The following is a 22,784-nucleotide window of genomic DNA, read 5'->3' on the forward strand; positions in this document are numbered from 1 at the left end:
CCCTCCTTCTTCGGGCATGCCTCCGTGTGGCTGCCCCGCTCACCCGCCGGCCCCGAGCCGAGCGAGGGAGAGCACCACGTGACCATCGCGCCAGCCGATCCGGCTTCAGTCGCCGAGTCCGCGGGAACCACGAACGACGGACCTGGGACCGCACTGCTGCGGACCCTGACCGACCTCACTGCCGATCTGCCCGACACCGACCCCGGCCGCGTCGCCGCCGCCGCGCTGCGCGGACGCAACGCCGCGTCGGACGAGTCGGAGTTGCGCACGCTGGCCACCGAGGCCGCCGCGGGTCTGATCGCCGAGGACCCCGCGTACTCCCGGCTCGCCGCCCGCCTCCTGACCCGCACCATCGCGGACGAGGCAGCCGGTCAGGGCGCGCTGTCGTTCTCCGCCTCGGTCGCCGTCGGCCACCGCGAGGGTCTGATCGCGGACCGTACGGCCGCGTTCGTGGCGCTCCACGCGGCCCGGCTCGACGCGCTGGTCGAGCAGTCCCTCGCCGACGGCGCCGACGACCGGTTCGGCTACTTCGGGCTGCGGACACTGCACAGCCGCTATCTGCTGCGCCACCCGCTCACCCGCCAGGTCATCGAGACGCCGCAGCACTTCATGCTGCGTGTCGCCGCCGGCCTCGCCGAGGACGAGTCGGTGCGCGCACTGGACGAGGTCGCCGCGCTGTACGGTCTGATGAGCCGCCTCGACTACCTCCCCTCCTCCCCCACACTCTTCAACTCCGGCACCCGGCACCCGCAGATGTCCTCCTGCTATCTGCTGGACTCACCGCTGGACGAGCTCGACTCCATCTACGACCGCTACCACCAGGTGGCGCGGCTCTCCAAGCACGCGGGCGGCATCGGCCTCTCGTACTCCCGGATCCGCGCCCGCGGTTCGCTGATCCGCGGCACCAACGGGCACTCCAACGGCATCGTGCCGTTCCTGAAGACGCTCGACGCTTCGGTCGCCGCAGTGAACCAGGGCGGCCGCCGCAAGGGTGCCGCCGCCGTCTACCTGGAGACGTGGCACGCCGACATCGAGGAATTCCTGGAGCTGCGCGACAACACGGGCGAGGATCAGCGGCGTACGCACAACCTCAACCTGGCGCACTGGATCCCGGACGAGTTCATGCGCCGGGTCGACGCGGACGGCGACTGGTCGCTGTTCTCCCCCGCCGACGTGCCGGAGCTGGTCGATCTGTGGGGCGACGAGTTCGACGCCGCCTACCGGGCCGCCGAGGCCAAGGGCCTGGCCCGCAAGTCGATGCCCGCGCGTGAGCTGTACGGCCGGATGATGCGGACGCTCGCCCAGACCGGCCAGGGCTGGATGACGTTCAAGGACGCCTCCAACCGGACGGCCAACCAGACCGCCGAGCCGGGCCGCGTCGTCCACTCGTCGAACCTGTGCACCGAGATCCTCGAAGTCACCGACGACGGCGAGACCGCCGTCTGCAACCTCGGTTCGGTCAACCTCGGTTCGTTCGTGGCCGACGGCGGCATCGACTGGGAGCGGCTGGACTCCACCGTCCGTACCGCCGTGACGTTCCTCGACCGGGTCGTCGACATCAACTTCTACCCGACCGAGCAGGCCGGCCGCTCCAACGCCCGCTGGCGTCCGGTGGGGCTGGGCGCGATGGGGCTCCAGGACGTCTTCTTCCGGCTGCGGCTGCCGTTCGACTCCCCCGAGGCCCGCGCGCTCTCCACGAAGATCTCCGAGCGGATCATGCTCGCCGCGTACGAGGCGTCCTGCGACCTCGCCGAGCGGTCCGGGCCGCTGCCCGCCTGGTCCGAGACACGCGCCGCCCGCGGCGTGCTGCACCCCGACCACTACGACACCGAGCTGAGCTGGCCGGAGCGCTGGGACGCGCTGCGCGCCCGGATCGCGAAGACCGGCATGCGCAACTCGCTGCTGCTCGCCATCGCTCCGACCGCCACGATCGCCTCGATCGCCGGGGTGTACGAGTGCATCGAGCCGCAGGTCTCCAACCTCTTCAAGCGCGAAACGCTCAGCGGTGAGTTCCTCCAGGTCAACGCCTATCTGGTGAACGAGCTGAAGCAGCTTGGCGTGTGGGACGCGCGGACCCGCGAGGCGCTGCGCGAGGCGAGCGGCTCGGTACAGGGCTTCGCCTGGATCCCGGAGGACGTACGGGCGCTCTACCGCACGGCGTGGGAGATCCCGCAGCGCGGTCTGATCGACATGGCGGCGGCGCGTACGCCGTTCCTGGACCAGAGTCAGTCGCTGAACCTGTTCCTGGAGACGCCGACGATCGGCAAGCTCTCCTCGATGTACGCGTACGCCTGGAAGCAGGGGCTGAAGACGACGTACTACCTGCGCTCACGCCCGGCCACCCGGATCGCCCGGGCTGCATCCGGCCAGGCCGCGGCCGCCCTTCCCGTACAGCAGGCTTCGGCTCCCGACGCGGACGCGATCGCCTGCTCCCTCGAAAACCCCGAGTCCTGCGAGGCCTGCCAGTAATGAGCTCGACCGACAAGAACCTGCTCGACCCGGGCTTCGAACTGACCCTGCGGCCCATGCGCTACCCGGACTTCTACGAGCGCTACCGCGACGCGATCAAGAACACCTGGACGGTCGAGGAGGTCGACCTCCACTCCGACGTCGCCGATCTCGCCAAGCTGACACCCGCCGAGCAGCACATGATCGGCCGGCTCGTCGCGTTCTTCGCGACCGGTGACTCGATCGTCTCCAACAACCTCGTGCTGACCCTGTACAAGCACATCAACTCCCCGGAAGCGCGGCTGTACCTGTCGCGTCAGCTCTTCGAGGAGGCCGTGCACGTCCAGTTCTATCTGACGTTGCTCGACACCTATCTGCCCGACCCTGACGACCGTGCGGCCGCGTTCGACGCGGTCGAGGAGATCCCCTCCATCCGCGAGAAGGCGCAGTTCTGCTTCAAGTGGATGGACTCGGTCGAGAAGATCGAGCGGCTGGAGACGCAGGCCGACCGCCGTCGCTTCCTGCTGAACCTGATCTGCTTCGCGGCGTGCATCGAAGGGCTCTTCTTCTACGGCGCGTTCGCGTACGTCTACTGGTTCCGCTCGCGCGGTCTGCTGCACGGCCTCGCCACGGGAACCAACTGGGTCTTCCGTGACGAAACGATGCATATGAACTTCGCGTTCGAGGTCGTGGACACCGTTCGCAAGGAGGAGCCCGAGCTCTTCGACGACGCCCTCCAGCAGCAGGTCACCGACATGCTGAAGGAGGCCGTCGACGCGGAACTGCAGTTCGGCCGCGACCTGTGCGGCGACGGTCTGCCGGGCATGAACACCGAGTCGATGCGCGAGTACCTGCAGTGCGTCGCCGACCAGCGGCTCACCCGGCTCGGCTTCCCGGCCGTGTACGGCTCCGAGAACCCGTTCTCGTTCATGGAGCTGCAGGGTGTCCAGGAGCTCACGAACTTCTTCGAGCGCCGGCCGTCCGCGTACCAGGTGGCGGTGGAGGGCTCGGTCGCCTTCGACGACGACTTCTAGTGCCGTGACCGGCAATGTTTGCCCCGTGAGGAGCGTCGTCCAGTGCGTGCGGTCGCAAGGCGGCCGGAAGTCCTTGTAGCAGAGCTACCAGGGCTTATGGCCAACGCGGCGAGCGGGCGTGCTGGGCGGCGCGACGGGGCAAAGCTTGCCGGGAGGGGCACTAGGCTCGCACCCCGATCCGGAGGTCCGTACGCCGCACAGCCTTCCCCGGCTGTGCGGCGTCCGCGGTTTCCGGCGGTGCGGCCCGTCGATCCCGTTCCGCCTCGCGCAGCCGACGGTCGATGCGGGGCGGCGCTGCACCACCCACTGGCGCAACACGGCCGCACTGGCGCGCCGTTTCCCGCGGGCCGTCGTCGAGCCGGGCGTGCTGTATGTGGACGAGGGACAGATCATCACGTCGGCGGGCACCGCCGCCGGGAGTTCGGCGCCGCTTCCAGCAGGAGACGGGCACCACCCCGTACCGCTGGTTGCTGCGCCAACGGGTCCTGCTGGCACAGCACCTCCTGGAGACCTCCGATGAAACAATGGACACGATCGCCGGACGTACCGGTTTCGGAAATGCGGCGCTGCGCCATCAGTTCGTCAAGTCCCTGGGAAACACTCCGAATGCCTACCGCCACACCTTCCGTGGCCCGACCGCCGCCTCCGAAGTCGCCTGATTCTTTTCGGGCCTGACCTCCGATCATTCGTCCAACCATTCTCCGCGTCAGTCCATGGACCGCAGGCCTCTCTCCCCCCGAAGGTCGGGCGCATGAACATGCGGATGGCAAGACGAAGGACCACCGGAGCCGTGGTGGCGGCGCTGGCCGCCGCGCTGCTGCCGTGGCAGAGCGCCTCGGCCGAGGACAGCTCCACTGCGGCCCCGCCCGAGGTGCTGCCCACCCTCCGTCACTGGCAGGGAGACCAGGGCGAGTTCACGCTCACCGATCGGACCAGGATCGTGCTGGACGGGGTGAGGGACAGCCGTACCACCGCGGACGCGGGGCGTTTCGCGGGCGAACTGAACGGCAGGGCACCGGTGTCGCGAAGCCGCGCCGCCCGCCCCGGTGACATCGTGCTACGTCAGGACCCTGCACTGAAGGATGAGTTGGGCACGGAGGGCTACCGTCTCGATGTGGGCGACCGGCTCACTGTCACTGCGGCGACCTCCACCGGCGTGTTCTACGGGAGCCGGACCGTCCTCCAGCTGCTGAACGACGACGGCCGCGCCGCGCGCGGTTCGGCGACCGATGTGCCCGCATACCGCGAGCGCGGAGTCGGAGTCTGCGCCTGCTACATCAACGTCTCGACGCAGTGGTTCGAGCGGCTGATGAAGGACATGGCATCGCAGAAGCTCAACCAGCTGTGGATCGAGGCCAAGGTCAAAAGCGACACCGATCCCGCGTCCGCGTTCTGGGGCTACTACACCAAGGCGCAGGTCCGCACGCTGGTCGCCATGGCCAGGAAGTATCACATCGAGCTCGTGCCGGAGATCAACTCCCCCGGTCACATGGACACCTATCTGGAGAAGCACCCGGAGCTCCAGCTCAAGGACCGCAACGGCGTCGCCTCCCCGCCCCGGCTCGACATCTCCCGGCCCGAGGCACTGGCGTACTACACCTCGATGGTCGACGAGGCGCTGAAGGTCTGGGACAGCCGCTACTGGCACATGGGCGCCGACGAGTACATGATCGGCTCCTCCTATCCGAACTACCCCCAACTGCAGGCCGCGGCGACCGCGAAGTTCGGTGCGTCGGCCACTCCCGACGATCTCTTCACCGATTTCATCAACCAGGTCAACGCGCATGTGAAGGCGGACGGCAGGTCGCTCCGGATCTGGAACGACGGGCTCGCCGGCAGGAAGACCGTCGTCCCGCTGGACCGTGACATCACCGTCGAGCACTGGCTGGGCGGCGGTTCCATCCAGCAGCCGTCCTCGCTGCTGGCCGAGGGCCGGCCGGTCATGAACTCCGCCTACTCGCTCTACCTGGTGCGCGGCGGCTTCACGATGCAGACGCAGAAGCTGTACGAGAGCGACTGGACGCCGTTGCGTTTCGAGGGTCAGACGCTGCCCCAGGGGGCGGCCAACCTCACCGGCGCGAAGATCAGCCTGTGGCCGGACAGCGCGGCGGCCGAGACGGAGAACGAGGTCGAGGCGAAGACCTTCATGCCGCTGCGATTCGTGGCACAGGCGACCTGGGGCGGCCCGAAGCCGAGCCCGACGTACGCCGGTTTCGAGGCGCTCGCCCGGAGGATCGGTCACGCACCGGGCTGGGAGAACACCGACCGCACGCCGCTCGCCGACGGTACGTACCGGCTGACCACGGGCGCGAAGGCACTCACCCCCGGGGCGGACGCGGGTGTGTCTCTGGTCAAGGACAGCGCGGCTTCCTGGGCGCTGACGGCGACCGCCGACGGGTACTACACGGTGCGGTCCACGGAGACCGGTCAGTGCCTGGACGCGGTGCGCGGCAAGAAGTATCTGGGCGCGCCGCTGGAGGTGGGGGCGGAGCTGTCGCTCGGGGACTGCTCGGCGACGGCACGCACGCAACGCTGGCAGCTGGACACCGGGGCGGGTGCGCTGACGCTGCGCAACGCGATCTCGCAGCTGCACCTGACCGAGCGGGCTTCGGACGGCGTCGCAGTCCAGACGACGGGCGCGACCCGGCTGATGGCGGGCGCCGCCTGACCGGACCCTTCCGAGGGCGCAACCCGCCCGAGGCGCCCCGGCCGACGGTGTAATCCGCCTGACGCCGCACAGAACGGGGCCCCGCCCGCCGGATCACCTGATCGCCGGTGCGCGGGGCCCTTCCATGTGTGCGGTCAGATACCGCAGTTGGGCGCCGACCAGTAATGGCTGGGGCCCTGGTTCACGTGGACGTGGTCGCCGTGGTCCGGGTACCCCGGGCCGAGGATCCCGTTGAAGCCGTGGTTACGGGCTTCCTTGGCCAGGGTGCACAGGGCGTGCGGCCCGGCTCCGAGGTCGGCCGCGTCCCCGTACAGATGGCGGCTGTTCGAGGCGCCGCCGACCGCACTGTTGCAGGCTGTGGAGCGGAAGCCGCTGGTGACCCGGATGGACTGGTCACCGAGGGCGTGCCGCAGCGCCTCCAGCTTCCACATCGTGCTGAGGGCGTTCGCCTTGGCCGTGCCCGCAGCGACGGCACCACCTGCCCAGGTGCTGTTGCAGGTGTTGTGTTCGGCGTATGTGAAGTGGATGGGCGTGCAGTCGTCGTCCTGGAGTGCGTAGAGCTTGGCCTGGGTGGCCGGGCCGGCGATGCCGTCCGCGGCCAGGCCGTAGGCGGCCTGGAAGCGTGTGACGGCGGCGGTGGTGGCGGGACCGTACGAGCCGTCGATGGCGAGTACGGAGTTGTAGCCGGGGTATCCGGCAACCCGGATCTGGAGCTGGACGACGTCGTTGCCGGTGGCACCCGGAGACAGGGTGCGGGTCCAGGTGTAGCAGCCGTCGGCCTGTGCGGTGCCGGAGGTGATCACGGCCCCGCCCCAGGCGAAGGCCATGGTCATGACAAGGCCGAGCAGGAGTCTTGCGGTACGTCTGAGCATGGGGGGGCTCCCTACCACGACGAAGGTATGGAGGCAGAGCCTGTCGGAACGGTCGACGCGCGTCAACCAGGCATGGAAAAAGGGAAGTTGAGGATCAACGGGAGTGCGGAGCAACGCAGACGGGCCCGGCCCCGCACCGGGGGACCGGGCCCGCCGAAGGTTCTAGAGCGTGTTTCGAAAGTCCCGCCTGCCGGGCGGCGCCTGGCACGCACGCTCGCCGCATTGTCGGGCCGCCCCGATACGACCGGTATCGGGGCGACCCTCCGCCTTGCGACCGCACGCACCAGACGCCGCCCGACCCGCCCTACGGGCGGACGACGCTACTTTCGAAACACGCCCTAGTCGTTCGGCACGATCTCGTAGCGCGGCGTGTTCTCGGCCATCTGCCGCAGCGCGTCCTTGCGGTCCCGCTTCGAGAGCCGGTCGATGTACAGGTAGCCGTACAGATGGTCCGTCTCGTGCTGGAGGCAGCGCGCGAAATAGCCGTTGCCGCGGATCTTGACCGGGTTGCCCTTGGCGTCCTGGCCGCGCACCACCGCGTAGTCCGGGCGGGCCAGCGAGGCGTACGCGGTCGGGACGGAGAGACAGCCCTCGTTGGAGTCGTCGAGGATGCGCTCCTCCGGCGGCAGCTCTTCGAGCACCGGGTTGCAGACGGCGCCCACATGCCGTACACCGTCGTCGTCCTGGCAGTCGTAGACGAAGACCTTGAGGTCCACGCCGATCTGGTTGGCGGCCAGGCCCACGCCCTCCGCCGTCCGCTGGCTGGCGAACATGTCGTCGATCAGCCGGCCCAGCTCGTCACCGAACTCGGTGACGTCCTTGCACTCCTTGTGCAGCACCGGGTTGCCCACGACCGTGATCGGACGGGAGGTCCCGCGCTCGCGGTACGCCGCCTCGCGCGCCTCACAGTCCTCGGTGTCCACGACGAAGCCTTCGTCGTCGACGCTGATCTGCTCGTCCGTCTCCTGCTGCGCCATGTCCGCCGTACGCCTTCCTCAAAACCCGAATCGATGCCCGTACAGCGTAACGGCCTCCCCCGCGGCGGGGAGCGGGCTCCCGATCGTGGGGGAGGCCGTTCCGGCCGGGCCGCGGACGCACGGCTCAGCAGACTTCTTCGAGATCCCGCCACTCACGGCTGTCCGGGCTGTCCGCCACCCAGCCGTCCAGCAGTCCCCGCACCAGCCCGGCCGGTGCCGCTATCCCGCACTCGCGCTCCGGCACCCACAGCCCTCCGGCGGTGCGGTGGCCGAGCGGTCCCGGATGGCCGGGCTCGCTGTGGTCGTGCGGGTCGAGATGCTCGCCGTCACCCTCGTCGCTCTCCATCCGGCTCTCGGAGCAGGCCCGGCAGAGCAGCCGCACGGAGGACGACCAGTCCTCGGCGGCGAATCCGGCATCGGACGCCAGCTGCTCCAAGGCGTCCCGGTCCGCCTCCGTGGCAGCTTCGAGGAGCACCACCCAGGTGGGTACGGGTGACGGAGCCCAGAGCTCGATCTCGTCGAACACGGGGTACGAGGGGCCGGCTGCGGTGACCCGCTCGCCGTGCGGCACGCCGTCGTGCAGGACCACCTCGCCCCAGCGCCGCCCGGAGGAGGGCAGCGGAATCGACAGCACTTCCATCCGGGCCGGATCCAGCCTGCGGCCCCAGACGACCTCGGCCTCGCCCTCGGGCGACAGCCGCACGGCCGCGCTGCCCAGCTCCATACCGACCGGCTCGCTGTTGGCCGCTGCGGTGTGCTGGCCGGTGCCCGGCACCTTCAGGCCGTACGCCTGCCAGGCGCGGCGGGCCAGGGGCCAGTCCTGCAGCGCGGTGGCGGCGATCCCGACGTTCCACCAGTCGGGGGCGCCGGACTCCTTGTCGAGGAGCGCGACGGCGCGCAGCCCGGCCGCTCTCGCCTGCTCCCAGTCATGCCGGAATTTGTGCAGCAGCGCCAGGTTGAACCATGACTCGGAGAGCCAGGGTTCCAGGTCCGCCGCCCGTGTCAGCAGCGCGCCCGCGTCCTCGTACCGGCCGTCGCCGATCAGCGTGAACGCGCGGTCCGTGGCCTGCCGCCAAGAGGCGGAGGGCCGATGCCGTACCTTCCCGAAGATCCTCACGATTCCCGCCTGTCCCGACTGGACACCCTCGTTCTTGCGCTCTCCTTCGCATCCAACCATGCCTGGCAGGACGCCCGCTCATTACCCATGGGTTACCCAGGTGGGACGGGGGTCAGACCGCCCCGGGCCAGGACCCTGGCAAGCGATTCGACCACCTCCGGCTGGTAGTCGTGGGCGGTGCCGAGCCGGAGCCGTTCCAGAGCACCGAGCGGGCCGCTGAGACCTTCCCCGCACAGGTCGTCGTATGCGTTGACAGCGCGGACGATCCGGGCGGGCAGCGGCTGCTCGCGGTACGGGTCGGCCTGCCGCTCCACCACGACGGCGATCTCGGAGTCCACGCCGGTCTGCCGGACCACGGCCCCGCCCAGCAGCGCGATCCGGCGCTGCTCCGCCGCAGGCAGCGGGGCGGTCGCCCCGTCGGGCACGGGGTCGACGAGGGAGAGCTGACCGATGTCGTGCATCAGTGCGGCGTACTCGAGCACGGCGAGCTCGGCCCCGGAGAGCCCCAGCTCCCGGCCGACGGCCGTACAGAGGACCGCCACCCTGCGGGCATGCCCGTGGGGGGTGTAGCCGGCGATCTCGGTGGACCGGGCGAGCGAGGCGATGGTCTGCCGGTAGGTGGTGCGCACGGCGACGAACCTGCGGTACGACACCTGGGTAAGCAGCAGCGGTATGCAGAGCACGGGCAGCGCCCACAGCCCGGCGACGGCGACCCCGAGAGCCATCACCGCACCGGTCGCACAGACCGCCGAGCCGATGCCGAGGAGGGCGCGCAGCTCGTCGCGGAGCAGCGGCCCGTACAGGATGGAGGTGCCGCCCCTGCTCCTGAAGCCGTGGGGGAAGGTGCCGGAGCGCAGCAGCAGGGCGCCGAGCACGGCGTCGCACAGGGCGGTGAGCCCGAGCAGGACGAGGAGGAAGAGCGCGAAGAACGGACCGTCGCCGAACCAGTCGGCGGTCCGGCCGGAGTTGTAGAGCGGCTGGAAGCACACGGCGGCGAACGAGACGGTGACGATCCGCCGGGCGAGCTGATCGGCGGTGGGCCCGCTGCCGCGCGCCACGTGGGGCACGGCGGCGACAAGCTGCGCGGCGACGAGGACGGCGATGACCTGGAGGACCCCGTGGGTGGTGGGTTGCCCGCCACTGCGGCCGAGCAGGGCGTACGCGAGCGCGCCGGCGGCCCCGAGCGGCGCCGGCTCCCGCTCCCCGGGCAGCGCACCCCAGCGGGCGAGCTCGCCGACGGTGATGAGCACCCCGAAGGCAAGGGCATGCCCGGGTTCATGAACTCCGTGCCAGAGAGTGTGGGCCAGCCCCCCGAGGGCAAGCGCAACGGCACCGCCACGGACGGCAGCGACGGCGCCGGTCACCGGGGATGTTCCGCGGCAGCGTCGAGCCCGTCGGCACCACCAAGCCCGTCCGGCGGCGGATGACGAGACGCCTGCGGGACGAACCCGGCGCCCGCACCCGCACCCGCACCCGCACCCGGCGACGGGACTGCCTCGTCCGCCGTCACCGCCACCGTCTCCGCGGCCCATCCGCACCGCTCCACCGCCCGCGCCAGCGCCCGCACCATCTGCGGATCGAACTGCGTCCCCGCACAGCGCTTCAGCTCCTCCACCGCCACCGGCACCGGCCGTCCCCTGCGGTACGACCGCGTCGACGTCATCGCGTCGAAGGCGTCGGCCACCGCGACGACCCGGGCGAACTCGGGAATCTCCCGCCCGCTCAGCCCGTAGGGGTAGCCGCTGCCGTCGAGCCGCTCGTGATGGTGCAGGATCGCCGCCCGCGCCTCGCCCAGGAAGCCGATGCCCCGGACGATCTCGTGGCCGTACTCCGGATGCAGCTCGATCACGCGCCGTTCCTCCGGGGTGAGCGGCCCGTCCTTGCGCAGCACCCGGGTCGGCACGCCGAGCTTGCCGACGTCGTGCAGGATCCCGGCGAACCGGAGCACCTCGAGCCGGTCCTCCGCCATGCCCAGCTCCCTGGCGATCAGCACGGAGGCCTGCCCGACGCGCTCGCTGTGCCCCCGGGTGTAGGTGTCCTTGATGTCGACCGCCTGCACCAGCGCCCGGATGGTGGCGCGGTGTGCCGCCTGCTGGCGGTGGTACTGGGAGAAGACCCAGCAGGAGATGTACATCGGCAGCAGAACGAAGAGCGCCGACAGCGGCCCGTACGAGCTGCGCCACAGCAGAGCCATCATCAGTCCGGCGAGCCCGTGCACCAGGTGCGGTCCGAGCGAGTTCGGCAGCAGCCCGCTCCAGGCGCGCCGGACGGGCAGTCGTTCGGCCGCGGCCAGGATCGAGCCGTCCAGGGCGCTCAGGACGAGGCTGAAGGCCAGCGCGGCGACACAGGCGGGCAGGACGGCGTACGGGAAGTCGGGCAGCAGGCCGGGGCCGGGCCCGCCGAGCGTGGCGCCGCCGCCGAGCAGGCCGTGGACGGTCGACGCCGCCCGGACAGTGATCACCAGCTGGGCCGTGCGCCAGACGCGGCGGGCCGCGACGGGCGCGTTCTCCACCCGGCCGACGAGTGAGCCGGGGATCGGGACCAGCGCCGCGGCGGCGGGCGGCAGCAGGAACGCCGCCGCGAGCAGCAGCGGGAAGAACGATCCGGCACTGATCGGCACGGAGCTGCCGAAGAACGGTCGGCGTCCGGACAGTTCACAGGCCAGATAGAGCCCGGTGAGCAGGCCGACGGTTCCCCAGGGCACCCCCGTCCCGCCGGGCGGCAGCGCTGGCCGCACACAGAGGACAGCGCCGACCGCGGCGGCCAGAATGACCGCGCGCGCCGCAGCCCCGGTGCCTCTCACCCGCCCTGCCCGCCCCCCCAACTAGGTCAATGGAGGCGCCACGCTAGCGAGTTGGGCACTTGGTCGAGCATGGTTGAGTCCGATTGGCACGTTCGGGTGATGTGCATGCGTTGGCGGTGGTACGGGTGAGGACGTGCCGCGACGGTCGCGGCACGCCCTCATCGCGCGGCAAAGGCCCCATGTTCAGGAGTGGTCGCCGGTCACTCCGTGGCGGCGCTCGGCAGCTCGGCCACCACGTCCTGGTCCGGTACGGCCTCCCCGGAGCGGATCAGATCGATCCGGCCCATCACCTTGGAGCGCAGGTCGGCCGGCACGTCATCGTGACCGCAGCAGCGCTTGACCAGCTTCTTCACCGCCTGCTCCAGCCCGTACTTCTCCAGGCACGGGGAGCACTCCTCGAAGTGCACCTCAAACTTGCTGCAGTCGCTGTCGGGCATCTCATGGTCGAGAAACTCGTAGAGATGATCGAGGACCTCTGAGCAGTCTGTCTCGTGCGGCTCTCCGCAGCTCATGAGCCCGAGCCTTTCCGATCGTCCGACTCTCCGGCACCGGCCGGGACGAGCCCGCGTTCACGGGCGTAGTCCTCCAGCATGCCGCGCAGTTGGCGGCGGCCCCGGTGCAGTCGGGACATCACCGTACCGATGGGAGTCCCCATGATGTCCGCGATCTCCTTGTAGGCAAAGCCCTCTACATCGGCGAGATATACCGCGATACGGAACTCTTCGGGGATCGCCTGCAGCGCGGACTTCACGTCCGAGTCCGGCAGGTGATCGAGCGCCTGCGACTCGGCGGAGCGCAGACCTGTGGACATGTGCGACTCGGCGCGCGCCAGCTGCCAGTCCTCGATCTCCTCGGCGGCACTGCGCTGGGGTTCGCGCTGCTTCTTGCGGTACGAGTTGATGAACGTATTGGTGAGGATGCGGTACATCCACGCCTTGAGGTTCGTCCCCTCGCGGAACTGGTGGAAGGAGCCGTACGCCTTCGCATACGTCTCCTGAACCAGGTCCTCGGCGTCTGCGGGATTGCGCGTCATGCGCAACGCGGCCGAGTACATCTGGTCGAGGAAACCGAGGGCGTCCCGCTCGAAGCGCGCATTACGCTCCGCGGTCGTCTCCTCCGCGCGGCCGTCGTCGGTCCCTGTGTCGGTACCGGTGACCGGACCCACCTCCTCCAACGCTGTGGCGGTTCCGAGACCGGACCCGCTCGAATCGGAGAATAGTCGACCTTGCTTCGACGCGGGCTGTCGTTCCGATCCGCTCCGTGCCCGCCCGGGTGTGGTCTTCGCCGCGTGCAGCACCGTCCACTCCAGGTCAGCGGCGTTCGAGCGGCGCGGGCAGATGGTCGAACCCATGCGACGGACTCCCTCTCCACGTACGACGTTGATGTACCGATGTCCCCAACAACAGTGGTCTCCGACACAACATTCCCGGGGTGCGCCGGGTCGTCAGCGGGTGTGACCCGATCCACCTGGCAATGTGCGGGCCTCAGTGACGAGAGTCGGTCCTTTGGTTACGGGAGCCGGTCCAGCCATTCCGTCACGGCGGCGGTGAGGAGTTCCATCGCCCGGTCCTCGGTCAGTCCGGACTTCTTCGGAACGGCGAAGCCGTGGTCCCCGTACGGCACCTCGGCGATCTCGTACTCCCCCGGAGGGAATTCGGCCGGCCGCCCGAACGGGTCGTGGCCGCCCTGTACGACGAGCGTGGGCACGCCCGCGCCGAGCAGTTCGTCCTTGCGGGACTTCTCCGGTCTGCCGGGCGGGTGCAGCGGGAAGCTGAGCGCGAGGACGGCGTGCGCGCCGAGCCCGGCCGCCGTGCGGCAGGCCACCCGCGCGCCTGCGCTGCGTCCGCCGGCGACGACGGGCAGCCCGGGTGCGGTGAGAGCGGGCCACAGACCGCGCCAGCCGGTGTCCAGGGTCTTCGGGGCGGGCGCGAGCTTCTTCCCGGCGACCCGCCAGGGTTGCTCCACCAGGGCGACGGTCACGCCGTGTGCGGGCAGCACGGCGGCCAGTGCCTGAAGGTCGCGGGCCTCGATGCCGCCGCCGGCGCCGTGGCTGAGGGCGAGCACCAAGCGGGGTCTGCGTGCGGGCAGCCAGGTGATCCGGGCGGGCCCGGTGGCGGTGTCGACCGTCTCAGCCGTCGGGGCTGTCTCTCTACGACTCACAGCGCCCATCCTGCCCGGTCAGAAGAGCGTGCCGACCTCCGGCGCGGTCAGTTCCTCCAGGAGCTCGGGCCCGTTGTTGCGGACGTTGCTGACCGCCGTGGCCACCGGGTACGCCCGCATCAGTCCGCCGGGCGGCGGTGCCAGCAGTGCCCGCAGCTCCCCGATGTCGGTGCGCGAGGGGTCCAGCCAGTCGTCCCAGCGGTCCGGGGTCAGCATCAGCGGCATCCGGGGATGGATGTCGGCAAGCGTGCCCGGGCCCTCGGCGGGGGCGACGGCGAGCGGGGTGGTCTCCGCCTCGGTGGTGATCACGGAGCAGGTCACCCACCAGGCCTGCGGGTGATCGTCCGGCAGCGTCCGGTCACGCCAGAACTCGTACAGTCCGGCCATCGCGAAGACCGATCCGTCGGCGGGCGTCACGAAGTACGGCTGCTTCCGCGGCCGCTTCTTCTTCCCCTTCTCCTCCAGCTGCCGCTCGTCGGCGCCGGTGACCCACTCGTAGTAGCCGTCAGCAGGCAGGATGCAGCGGCGCGAGACGAAGGGGCGGCGGAAGGACGGCTTCTCGTGGACGGTCTCCGCCCGGGCGTTGATCATCCGGGCTCCGCCCTCGGGCGACTTGGCCCACGAGGGGACGAGTCCCCACTTCAGCGCGCGCAACTGGCGAACCGGGCGTTGATCATCCGCGTCTTTCACGGGACGTTCCAGTACGGCGTAGACCTCTTTGGTCGGCGCCACGTTGTAGTCGGGCTCCAGCGCCTCCGCCGGTTCCCATTTCTCGACGCCGAAGAGTCCGGTCAGATCCTCGGGCCGCCGACTCGCTGCATACCGTCCGCACATAAGTGCCAGACTGCCACGACCCACCGTCACGACCGCAAGGAGCCGCCCGCACATGGACAGCACCGAACTGGGCAATCTGTGGGATCGCGTCTTCGGTACCCAGCCCGCACCCGAGCAGTGGCTGGTGGTCGTGACGGCCACGGTCGCGCTCATCGCCGTCGTACCGAACGTCCTGTGGCGCCTCTCGCGCAACGCGATCACCATCGCCCACGAGGGCGGGCACGGGCTGATCGCCACGGTCAGCGGGCGCAGGCTGGAAGGCATCCGGCTGCACTCGGACACCAGCGGGCTGACCGTCAGCCGCGGCAGGCCCACCGGCATAGGCATGATCGTCACTGCGGCAGCTGGCTACACCGCGCCGCCGCTGCTGGGACTCGGCGGCGCCTGGCTGCTCGCCGACGGCCGGATCACGCTGCTGCTGTGGGTGTCGACCGCCCTGCTCACCGTGATGCTGGTGATGATCCGCAATCTGTACGGGGCGCTCACGGTGATCTTCACCGGTACGGCATTCCTGCTGGTGTCCTGGCTGGCTTCACCCGCGGTGCAGTCGCTGTTCGGGTACACCGTGGTCTGGTTCCTGCTCCTCGGGGGTGTGCGTCCGGCGTTCGAGCTGCAGTCGAAGCGCCGGCGCGGCGGGGCGCCGGACTCGGATGCGGACCAGTTGTCCCGGCTCACGGATGTGCCGGCCATGCTGTGGCTGGGCTTTTTCCATGCGGTGTCGATCTGCTCGCTGATCGGCGGCGGCCGCTGGTTGCTCGGCAGGTGAGGGGACGACAGCCCGCGGCAGCGCCTATCATGCTTCTCTTACGCCCCGGTTTCGGCCTGTTTGATCCAGATCTGGGATTGCGGCGAGCCACTAAAGTGAAGGCCATGACCGAGAGTTCCGTGCACCCCGCCCTCTGGCCCGCCCCCCATGCGACCGGGGCCGTCGACGCGACCGTCACCGTGCCCGGATCGAAATCGGTCACCAACCGGGCGCTGGTCCTGGCCGCCCTCGCCGCCGAGCCGGGCTGGCTGCGCCGCCCGCTCCGCTCCCGCGACACCCTGCTGATGGCGCAGGCGCTGCGTGCGATGGGCGTCGGCATCGAGGAGGGCGTCGGCCCGGAAGGCTCCGGCGAGGCCTGGCGGGTCATTCCGGCCGGGCTGCACGGCCCCACCACGGTCGACGTCGGCAACGCCGGAACGGTGATGCGTTTCCTGCCTCCGGTCGCCGCCCTCGCCGACGGTCCGATCCGCTTCGACGGCGACCCGCGTGCGTACGAGCGGCCGCTGACCGGCGTGATCGACGCGCTGCGGCTGCTCGGCGCCCGGATCGACGACGGCGGGCGCGGTTCGCTGCCGATGACCGTGCACGGCGCCGGGGCACTGGACGGCGGCCCGGTGGCGATCGACGCCTCCTCGTCGTCCCAGTTCGTCTCGGCGCTGCTGCTCTCGGCACCGCGTTTCAACCAGGGCGTGGAGGTACGCCACACCGGTTCCCGGCTGCCTTCGATGCCGCACATCCGGATGACGGTCGACATGCTGCGGGCCGTCGGCGCCCAGGTCGACGAGCCCGAAACGGGCGGCGAGCCGAATGTCTGGCGGGTGTCCCCGTCGGCGCTCCTCGGCCGCGACCTGACCGTCGAGCCGGATCTCTCCAACGCCCAGCCCTTCCTCGCGGCGGCGCTGGTCACCGGTGGCCGGGTGACGATCCCGGACTGGCCGGAGCACACCACCCAGCCGGGTGACACGCTGCGCGAGATCTTCACCGCAATGGGCGGCAGCTGTGAGCTGACCGAACGCGGTCTGACGTTCACCGGATCGGGGCGTATCCACGGCATCGACGTGGACCTCGGCGAGGTCGGCGAACTTACCCCCGGCATCGCTGCGGTCGCGGCCCTCGCCGACTCCCCCTCCACACTGAGCGGTGTCGCACATCTGCGGCTGCACGAGACGGACCGGCTGGCCGCGCTCACCAAGGAGATCAACGAGCTCGGCGGGAACGTCACAGAGACCGCCGACGGGCTGCACATCGAGCCGCGCCCGCTGCACGGCGGTACCTTCCATACGTACGACGACCACCGGATGGCAACCGCCGGGTCGATCATCGGCCTTGCCGTCCCCGGAGTGGAGATCGAGAACGTGGCGACAACCGCCAAGACCCTGCCGGATTTCCCGCAGATGTGGACCCGAATGCTCGGGGCCTGAATCATGCGTCGCTACGGCAAGAACCCCGACGAGGACGACATCCGGTTCCGCCCCAACCCGAAGGGCAACCGGCCTCGTACACATACCCGCCCGAAGCACGAGGACGCCGAGGAAGGCATGGTCCTCACCGTAGACCGCGGCCGCCTGACGTGTCTCGTCGACGGCCGTACGGTCATGGCCATGAAGGCCCGGGAGCTGGGCCGGAAGGCCGCGGTGGTCGGCGACACCGTCTCGATCGTCGGCGATCTGTCCGGCGACAAGGACACCCTCGCGCGCATCGTCCGGATCGGTGAGCGCCGCTCGGTGCTGCGCCGGACGGCGGACGACGACGATCCGTACGAGCGGGTGGTCGTCGCCAACGCCGACCAGCTGGCGATCGTCACCGCGCTGGCGGATCCGGAACCCCGCCCGCGGATGATCGACCGCTGTCTGGTGGCGGCGTACGACGGCGGACTCTCCCCGCTCCTTGTCCTGACCAAGTCCGACCTCGCATCGCCGGACAAGCTCCTGGAGGCGTACACCCCCCTGGGGGTCCCGTACATCGTCACCAGCCGCGAGGAGCTGGAGAACGGCGACGCGGCGGACCGGGTGCGCGAGCTGCTGAACGACCGGGTGACCGCCTTTGTCGGGCATTCCGGCGTCGGGAAGACCACCCTCGTCAACGCCCTCGTACCGAAGGACCGGCGGCGTACCACGGGGGTCGTCAACGCGGTCACGGGCCGCGGCCGTCACACCACCACCTCGGCGCTCGCGCTGCCGCTGCCCGACGGGCGCGGCTGGGTGGTCGACACCCCCGGGGTGCGCTCCTTCGGGCTGAACCACATCGACCCCTCGCGGGTCATCCACGCGTTCCCCGACCTGGAGCCGGGCACCGAGGAATGTCCCCGCGGTTGCACCCATGACGCCACCCAACCGGAATGCGCGCTGGGCGCCTGGGTCGCCGCCGGGCACGCCGACCCGGCACGGCTGGACTCCCTGCACCGGCTGCTGGCCACCCGGGAGCGCCGCGAAGGCGACTGATCCGGGTAAGTTTGCGACCTGCCGCTGACGGTAAGTGCATAATCGCGCTCAGCGGGACGGCGCAGTCACCGACGTGGAAGGGCACTGACGATGGCGTGGCTGCTGGTCGTGGTCGCAGGACTTCTGGAGACCGGCTTCGCCGTCTGTTTGAAGCTGTCCCACGGCTTCACCCGGCTCTGGCCGACCATCGCGTTCGCCGTCTTCGCGCTCGGCAGCTTCGGTCTGCTGACGCTCTCCTTGAAGAAGCTCGACGTGGGACCCGCCTACGCCGTCTGGACAGGCATCGGTGCGGCGGGCACCGCGATCTACGGCATGGTCTTCCTGGACGATGTGGTCTCCACCCTCAAACTGGTGTCGATCTCGCTGGTGATCCTGGGTGTGATCGGACTCCAGCTGTCGGGCTCGTCCCACTGACGGTGACAAGCGGCACTGTGCCCGGCGGCTTGCACGGCCGGCAGCACCTCGCGCCCGCGGTGCTCGCGCTCCGGGGCACCGGTGGCCCGCCCGTCACGCCGCGGGCCACCGCTCCACCGCCTCGCGCACCAGCGGCGCCGCGTCCGTGGGGAGGACAGACGCGGCGACCGCGTACGAGAGCGCGAGCCGCATCGCGACCTCGCAGGTCGTGGCCAGTGCCGCCGAGTCACGCGGCAGGCGCCCCTCGTCCAGCGCGGCCACCGCACGGTCGCACACCAGACCGAGCAGTTCGACGGGCGTCGGCGGTCCGGCATCGGCCCGCCGCTGCGCCGGTACGGGCGAACCGGCCGGCGCCGCCAGGCGCACGGGACGGGGTAATCGCTCGCTCCAGCACCCCGTGAGCAACGCCCTGACCAGGGCGTTCGTACGGGCCGCCCGCACCGTCCAGGCGGCGGTCGCGGCCAGTCTGTCCCCTGTGCCGCCGGGCGATCCCAGCGCCCGTTCGACACCTGCGAGATAGCCGTCGGCAGCGCGCCGGACCATGGCCCGGGCCAGGCCGTCCTTGCTGCCGAACTCGTTGTAGAGGGTCTGCCGGGAGACTCCGGCGGCGGAGGCGACATCGGCCATCCGCACAGTCGGCCAGGGCCGGGTGGTGAGCGCCGAGAGGGCGGCGTCCAGCAATGCTTCGCGCGCTGTCGGCATCGTCGCCTCCCACGCCAGGGACTCTGCGGTTCAGAGTTGACGCGCCACTGGGCACTGTCAAGACCTCGAGCAGCCTCCGGGGCCGTGTGGCCCTGTTCACCTGCGGTCGATACTGTGACGGCATGCCCGATTACCACGATGATCTGCGCCTCGCCCACGTGCTGGCGGACGCCGCCGACGCGGCGACGATGGACCGGTTCAAGGCTCTGGACCTCAAGGTCGAGACCAAGCCGGACATGACGCCGGTGAGCGAGGCCGACAAGGCCGCCGAGGAACTGATCCGCGGCCACCTCCATCGGGCACGTCCGCGCGATGCGATCCTCGGCGAGGAGTACGGGATCGAGGGCACCGGTCCGCGCCGCTGGGTCATCGATCCGATCGACGGCACCAAGAACTACGTCCGCGGTGTCCCGGTCTGGGCGACCCTGATCTCACTGATGGAGGCGGGCGGAGGGGGCACCTCCCGCTCGAGCGGAGCCGAGAGTGGGGGAGGGTTCCAGCCGGTGGTCGGTGTCGTGTCCGCGCCCGCGCTGGGCCGCCGCTGGTGGGCGGCGAAGGGCGCGGGGGCGTACTCCGGCCGCAGCCTCACCTCCGCGACCCGGCTGCACGTCTCGAAGGTCGAGCGGATCGCGGACGCCTCGTTCGCCTACGCCTCGATGACCGGCTGGGAGGAGCAGGGCCGGCTCGACGGCTTCATGGACCTCACGCGCGCCTGCTGGCGTACGCGTGGGTACGGCGACTTCTGGCCGTACATGATGGTCGCCGAGGGTTCCGTCGACATCTGCGCGGAGCCGGAGCTCTCGCTCTGGGACATGGCCGCGAACGCGATCATCGTCCAGGAGGCGGGGGGCCTGTTCACCAGCCTGGACGGAATCTCCGGTCCGGGCGGCGGGAACGCGGCAGCCTCGAACGGCCTGCTCCACCACGAGCTGCTGGGTTATCTCAACCAGCGCTACTGACGCAGCTTGCGGCTTGACCTGCATATTTTCCCTTCACTCACACCCCCTGGGCCGTCGTGGGGCCGTCATCGCTCTTCGGGCCCCCGTCCTGGAGCTTCGGCAGCCACTCACGGACGTGGATCGGCCGCAGCGAGTCGATCGAGCTGGTACCCAGATGCGGTAGGACGTGCAGTCGAATGCGCACCTCGGTGCTCACGAAGGTGCCAGGATCCATGGTGAGCGAGGCCAGCCACCGTTCGGCGTGCTGCCTCACGGTGACACGGCCGGCGCGCGGATCGATGTACCGTTCCCCGCGGGCTGGTCTGCTGCGACGCGCGTCATCCCCACTTCGTCGTAGTTGCCTGCCATGAACCTCCGGTGACATGAATGCCCCGAAGCGATGAGCGCTTCCCCAGTGCGGTTCTCCGGAACTTTCACGAAGTAGCCAGCGTCTCCAGTAATCATGAGAGAACGCGTTGAAGCACTGAGTGGTACCGGGGTGGCCCTGGCCGGTGGATTCGTCGGGCTGCTGGGATGGGCCGCGGATGCCGAGCTCCGGGCGCGCGCCGGATTCGAAGCAGGGCCGGACTGGAGCGTGCTGTACGCGGAGCTTCCGCTGACCGTTCTCATCGGAGTGGTAGCCACTTTGTCAGCGTGGTTGCTGCCCCGGCGATGGATAGCCGGGCCGCCCGTTGCCGGGTACGCAGGCCGCGTCGCGCTCGTCGCCATGGTGCTGGCCGGATTCTGGCTGGCCGTCCAGGGCTGGTACGCAGGACTGCCCGAGTCAGTGCCGGACCACAAGCCCTAGTACTCCAGCCGGACTTCTTCATTAGCGCTGGTCAACGGCTTGGGCGTGGAGAGTGTAGCGGGCTGGAATGGCGGTGCGGCAGTCTTTGCCAGGCCGTCCCCGAACGCGCGGCTGACGGCCTCCCGCGTGCGCTTCTCGCTGCTCGGCATCAAGTGGGTGTGCGTCCGCAGCGTGAAGCCGGGATCGTGGTGTCCCAGGTACTCCGACAGGACCTTGATGCTCTCCCCCGCGTCCAGCAGCACCGACGCGTAAAAGTGTCTCAGCGCGTGCATGCCGTTCTCCCGCCCGCGCGGCACCCCGACCGTGTCGAGAGCGGGACGCCAGGCAACCCGGTTGAAGACCACACGGTTCACCGCGCGTCCCTCGACGTTGCGGAAAAGCACGGATGCGGTGACCGGAGAGCCGTCGACCGACCGCCACGGCAGAGACACACCCGTCGGAGGCTGCTGCGCGATGTGATGCTCAAGCGACCGCGCGACGCTGTCAGGCAACGGGACGGTGCGCGTCTTGCCGCCCTTGGGCAGCGCGAACACCTGCCGTCCGGCAATGAGCTTGACCTGTCGGACAACCTGAACCACGCCCGCGGCGAAGTCGACGTCGTCAACCGCGAGGCCCAGCACTTCGCCCTGTCGCATGCCGCACCCGCCGGCCAGGTCCACCATGGCCCGGTAGCGCTCTGGCAGTGCTGAGCGCACCGCGAGTACGCGTTCAGGCTGCCACGGCACGATCCGGCGAGGTTCGGGCTTGGGCGCCTTCACGGACGACGAACGGCACGGGTTGTGCGGGATCAGACGGTCGTCGACAGCCGCCGCCATCATCGCGTTGAGGTTCGCGAAGATGACGCGCTGATAGGAGGGAGCCAGCCCCCCGTCCTGGAGCTTCCGCAGCCACTCACGGACGTGGATCGGCCGCAGCGAGTCGAGCGAGCGGGTACCCAGATGCGGTAGGACGTGCAGTCGAATGCGCACCTCGGTGCTCACGAAGGTGCCAGGATCCATGGTGAGTGAGGCCAGCCACCGTTCGGCGTGCTGCCGCACGGTGACGCGGCCGGCGCGTGGATCGATGTACTGCCCACGCGTCATGTCGGCCTCGATCCCGGACAGCCACTTCTCGGCGAGGCGCTTCTGTCCGTCGGAGAAGCTCTTGGATTTCTCGGTTCCGTCGGGGCCGACGTACCGGGCGCGGTAGCGCATGCCCGTGCCGTGGCGGTCGCTCTTCACCCGGACGGTCTTGCCGTCGATGTCGGTCTCGGTCTTGTACCAGCGGTCTTGGATGTGGCCTGCCATGGGTGGCTTCTCCCGGGTGGCATGGGGCAGGGGTACGACCCGTGTGGGTCGTACCCCTGCTGGTGTGATGGTCTGTCGGTTAGGCCGCGTCCGTCTCAATGAGACTGTCGGCCCAGGCGCGGACGGCGCCGGGGTCGTAGCGCAGGTGCTTACCGATGCGGAATCCCGGCGGGCCGGTGCGCTTCTTGCGCCAGGCGTAGACAGTCTCCAGTGGGACGGAGAACAGTGCGGCAATGTCTTCCGGCGTCAGACAGCGATCGGGGAGTCCAGCGCGGAGCGTCGCTGTGATGGCGGTTGCCATTGACTTCTCCTTGACGGCGAGATTGGGGCCAGGGCCCTTCCTGTCAGAGGGCGGTACGTGAGCTGATGTCCGTTTCGGTGTTTCAGGCGGACTGGTCGCGGCTCGCTGGGTGGCTATGGTCGCGGCTGGGTGAACAAGCCCTGCTCGGTTTCGGTCAGGATTCCGCGCTTGGCCAGCCTCTTGAGTTTCAGGCGGACGTTGTTGATGTTGTTGGG

Annotated in this window: 22 protein-coding genes and 1 pseudogene; 10 read left to right on the forward strand and 13 right to left on the reverse strand. The window is 69.9% G+C overall.

Annotated elements, in window-relative coordinates; translation table 11 throughout:
* Window positions 1-78: 78 nt before the first annotated feature.
* The 4 genes and pseudogenes from ACNPQM_RS27415 to ACNPQM_RS27430 all read left to right on the forward strand — a co-directional run bounded on the left by ACNPQM_RS27415 (window position 79) and on the right by ACNPQM_RS27430 (window position 6,150).
* Window positions 79-2,469, forward strand: a complete 2,391-nt coding sequence (locus ACNPQM_RS27415) for a ribonucleoside-diphosphate reductase subunit alpha (RefSeq protein WP_358859733.1) — start codon at window positions 79-81, stop codon at window positions 2,467-2,469.
* Window positions 2,469-3,482 carry a ribonucleotide-diphosphate reductase subunit beta gene (locus ACNPQM_RS27420; RefSeq protein ID WP_358859732.1) on the forward strand — a complete coding sequence of 338 codons (1,014 nt, stop codon included), beginning with the start codon at window positions 2,469-2,471 and terminating at the stop codon, window positions 3,480-3,482. The genes ACNPQM_RS27415 and ACNPQM_RS27420 overlap by 1 nt, the downstream gene beginning before the upstream one ends.
* 286 nt (window positions 3,483-3,768) lie before the next feature.
* Window positions 3,769-4,141 (forward strand): annotated as a pseudogene (locus ACNPQM_RS27425) (helix-turn-helix domain-containing protein); the annotation flags it as partial.
* A gap of 98 nt (window positions 4,142-4,239) precedes the next feature.
* Window positions 4,240-6,150 carry a family 20 glycosylhydrolase gene (locus ACNPQM_RS27430; protein ID WP_418086095.1) on the forward strand — a complete coding sequence of 637 codons (1,911 nt, stop codon included), beginning with the start codon at window positions 4,240-4,242 and terminating at the stop codon, window positions 6,148-6,150.
* Between the two features lie 134 nt (window positions 6,151-6,284).
* Here the strand turns inward: ACNPQM_RS27430 and ACNPQM_RS27435 are convergent, their stop codons facing one another.
* The 9 genes from ACNPQM_RS27435 to ACNPQM_RS27475 form a co-directional block, all read right to left on the reverse strand.
* Window positions 6,285-7,022 carry a D-Ala-D-Ala carboxypeptidase family metallohydrolase gene (locus ACNPQM_RS27435; RefSeq protein ID WP_358859729.1) on the reverse strand — a complete coding sequence of 246 codons (738 nt, stop codon included), beginning with the start codon at window positions 7,020-7,022 and terminating at the stop codon, window positions 6,285-6,287.
* A 338-nt stretch (window positions 7,023-7,360) separates the two neighbouring features.
* Window positions 7,361-7,999 carry a peptide deformylase gene (gene def / locus ACNPQM_RS27440; protein WP_358859728.1) on the reverse strand — a complete coding sequence of 213 codons (639 nt, stop codon included), beginning with the start codon at window positions 7,997-7,999 and terminating at the stop codon, window positions 7,361-7,363.
* A gap of 124 nt (window positions 8,000-8,123) precedes the next feature.
* Window positions 8,124-9,116 (reverse strand): tetratricopeptide repeat protein, encoded by a 993-nt coding sequence (locus ACNPQM_RS27445; protein WP_358859727.1) that lies wholly within the window; start codon window positions 9,114-9,116, stop codon window positions 8,124-8,126.
* 92 nt (window positions 9,117-9,208) lie between these two features.
* Window positions 9,209-10,480 carry an HD-GYP domain-containing protein gene (locus ACNPQM_RS27450; RefSeq protein ID WP_418086082.1) on the reverse strand — a complete coding sequence of 424 codons (1,272 nt, stop codon included), beginning with the start codon at window positions 10,478-10,480 and terminating at the stop codon, window positions 9,209-9,211.
* Entirely contained in the window at window positions 10,477-11,919 is a 1,443-nt protein-coding gene (locus ACNPQM_RS27455) for an HD-GYP domain-containing protein (RefSeq protein WP_418086083.1), read from the reverse strand. The genes ACNPQM_RS27450 and ACNPQM_RS27455 overlap by 4 nt, the downstream gene beginning before the upstream one ends.
* Window positions 11,920-12,119: 200 nt before the next feature.
* A complete protein-coding gene (gene rsrA / locus ACNPQM_RS27460; protein ID WP_358859724.1) occupies window positions 12,120-12,431 on the reverse strand; it encodes a mycothiol system anti-sigma-R factor in 312 nt (103 codons plus the stop codon).
* Window positions 12,428-13,084, reverse strand: a complete 657-nt coding sequence (locus ACNPQM_RS27465; protein ID WP_266990480.1) for a sigma-70 family RNA polymerase sigma factor — start codon at window positions 13,082-13,084, stop codon at window positions 12,428-12,430. Before ACNPQM_RS27465 ends, rsrA begins: the two co-directional genes overlap by 4 nt.
* Before the next feature lie 344 nt (window positions 13,085-13,428).
* Complete coding sequence (locus ACNPQM_RS27470; RefSeq protein ID WP_418086084.1) at window positions 13,429-14,079, reverse strand: alpha/beta family hydrolase; 651 nt, start codon at window positions 14,077-14,079, stop codon at window positions 13,429-13,431.
* 18 nt (window positions 14,080-14,097) lie between these two features.
* Window positions 14,098-14,913, reverse strand: coding sequence for an SOS response-associated peptidase (locus ACNPQM_RS27475; RefSeq protein ID WP_358859722.1), 816 nt, complete (start codon window positions 14,911-14,913; stop codon window positions 14,098-14,100).
* Window positions 14,914-14,965: 52 nt separating this feature from the next.
* Here ACNPQM_RS27475 and ACNPQM_RS27480 point away from each other — a divergent pair, with 52 nt between their 5' ends.
* From ACNPQM_RS27480 to ACNPQM_RS27495, 4 genes are all read left to right on the forward strand, one after another.
* Entirely contained in the window at window positions 14,966-15,679 is a 714-nt protein-coding gene (locus ACNPQM_RS27480) for a M50 family metallopeptidase (protein WP_358859721.1), read from the forward strand.
* Between the two features lie 104 nt (window positions 15,680-15,783).
* Window positions 15,784-17,100: a 3-phosphoshikimate 1-carboxyvinyltransferase gene (aroA, locus tag ACNPQM_RS27485; RefSeq protein ID WP_418086085.1), complete on the forward strand. Its 1,317-nt coding sequence runs from the start codon at window positions 15,784-15,786 to the stop codon at window positions 17,098-17,100.
* A 3-nt stretch (window positions 17,101-17,103) separates the two neighbouring features.
* On the forward strand, window positions 17,104-18,120 hold the full coding sequence (rsgA, locus tag ACNPQM_RS27490) for a ribosome small subunit-dependent GTPase A (protein ID WP_418086086.1): 1,017 nt from the start codon (window positions 17,104-17,106) through the stop codon (window positions 18,118-18,120).
* Between the two features lie 90 nt (window positions 18,121-18,210).
* Window positions 18,211-18,534 carry a DMT family transporter gene (locus tag ACNPQM_RS27495; protein WP_037689010.1) on the forward strand — a complete coding sequence of 108 codons (324 nt, stop codon included), beginning with the start codon at window positions 18,211-18,213 and terminating at the stop codon, window positions 18,532-18,534.
* A 93-nt stretch (window positions 18,535-18,627) separates the two neighbouring features.
* Here ACNPQM_RS27495 and ACNPQM_RS27500 read toward each other — a convergent pair whose 3' ends face one another.
* A complete protein-coding gene (locus ACNPQM_RS27500; protein ID WP_418086087.1) occupies window positions 18,628-19,236 on the reverse strand; it encodes a TetR/AcrR family transcriptional regulator in 609 nt (202 codons plus the stop codon).
* A gap of 122 nt (window positions 19,237-19,358) precedes the next feature.
* Here ACNPQM_RS27500 and hisN point away from each other — a divergent pair, with 122 nt between their 5' ends.
* Entirely contained in the window at window positions 19,359-20,195 is an 837-nt protein-coding gene (gene hisN, locus ACNPQM_RS27505; protein WP_358859717.1) for a histidinol-phosphatase, read from the forward strand.
* Window positions 20,196-20,232: 37 nt separating this feature from the next.
* Here hisN and ACNPQM_RS27510 read toward each other — a convergent pair whose 3' ends face one another.
* Window positions 20,233-20,448 (reverse strand): hypothetical protein, encoded by a 216-nt coding sequence (locus tag ACNPQM_RS27510; RefSeq protein ID WP_418086088.1) that lies wholly within the window; start codon window positions 20,446-20,448, stop codon window positions 20,233-20,235.
* Between the two features lie 189 nt (window positions 20,449-20,637).
* On the opposite strand from ACNPQM_RS27510, the gene ACNPQM_RS27515 reads away from it, so the two are divergent.
* Window positions 20,638-20,982, forward strand: coding sequence for a hypothetical protein (locus tag ACNPQM_RS27515; protein ID WP_418086089.1), 345 nt, complete (start codon window positions 20,638-20,640; stop codon window positions 20,980-20,982).
* Here the strand turns inward: ACNPQM_RS27515 and ACNPQM_RS27520 are convergent.
* Entirely contained in the window at window positions 20,979-22,268 is a 1,290-nt protein-coding gene (locus tag ACNPQM_RS27520) for a tyrosine-type recombinase/integrase (protein WP_418086090.1), read from the reverse strand. The genes ACNPQM_RS27515 and ACNPQM_RS27520 overlap by 4 nt on opposite strands.
* 79 nt (window positions 22,269-22,347) lie before the next feature.
* Complete coding sequence (locus ACNPQM_RS27525) at window positions 22,348-22,569, reverse strand: helix-turn-helix transcriptional regulator (RefSeq protein WP_418086091.1); 222 nt, start codon at window positions 22,567-22,569, stop codon at window positions 22,348-22,350.
* Between the last annotated feature and the right edge of the window lie 215 nt (window positions 22,570-22,784).

This window comes from Streptomyces sp. NPDC056231 (assembly GCF_048270745.1).
Lineage (GTDB): Bacteria > Actinomycetota > Actinomycetes > Streptomycetales > Streptomycetaceae > Streptomyces.